Source organism: Parendozoicomonas sp. 209JJ7-1 (genome assembly GCF_058147085.1).
Genome location: NZ_JBYVJU010000092.1, coordinates 1 through 820 on the forward strand (window position 1 = coordinate 1; position 820 = coordinate 820).

Here is an 820-nt window from a genome sequence, read left to right on the forward strand (position 1 = left end):
GTTAAGTCTTGTGTCCATACATTCGTGCAGCCAGCCACAACCAAAGTGCACACTTCGTATTGTAGTGCGGCACATTCAATGCAAACCGGGTAAGCACCTAACAAGCGCATCCAAGTGACGCCTTCGGCGCACCTGATGCGGTCGTTAGGGCCAATCAGAGTAAACATCAAGAATGAGCCATCAAGAAACAAATTTTGAAATTCCAGAAGAAGAGCTGGAAAATGTAAGTGAACCCTTCAGCATTCCTCAAGGAATAATTTGGACTGTCACTGCCGTTGGATTGATCTTATCCATTATCTGCATATGTCTCACCATTAAGTATGTTCAAGCTCCAGATAAATTTGCTTCACCAAAAGATCTTGGACTATCTGGTATTTTTCTCTTCTCTATTTCTGCAATTTTGTTAGTCTGGATTCCTTGGAATAAGCTGGGGCTTAGAATCACAAAAATCGGTGGTGTTGAGTTTACCGAAGTTGTAAAGGAGCAAGCTTCAGAGCACGTTGAAGAAATAAGTTACCTTCAAGATAGGATAGAAACGCTTGAGGGAAAGCTTAGACGTTTGGATGAAATGGCTGAGATCACAGAATCATTCTCTGAACCGAAGCTTAAAGAACTTTTAATAGAGTTTCTTACAAAATACAAGAAATGGGCTTTTTCCCCTTCTCGCATAAAGGTTTGGGGGGCACAACAGCAAGGCTTTTCTTCTCTATCTAGTTATGAACATCCATTTATAAGATCAACTCTTCAGAAAATGGTAGCTGAAAACTTGCTAGAGACGAGAATAAGTAAAAAAGGCAATACACTTTACCGCATACCAAAG

Annotated in this window: 1 protein-coding gene; it reads left to right on the forward strand. The window is 40.6% G+C overall.

The window, feature by feature from the left end; all coding sequences use genetic code 11:
• Positions 1-172: 172 nt before the first annotated feature.
• Positions 173-820, forward strand: a 648-nt coding sequence (locus ACY2RQ_RS19505) for a hypothetical protein (protein WP_490114681.1), incomplete at its 3' end; no start/stop codon positions are given.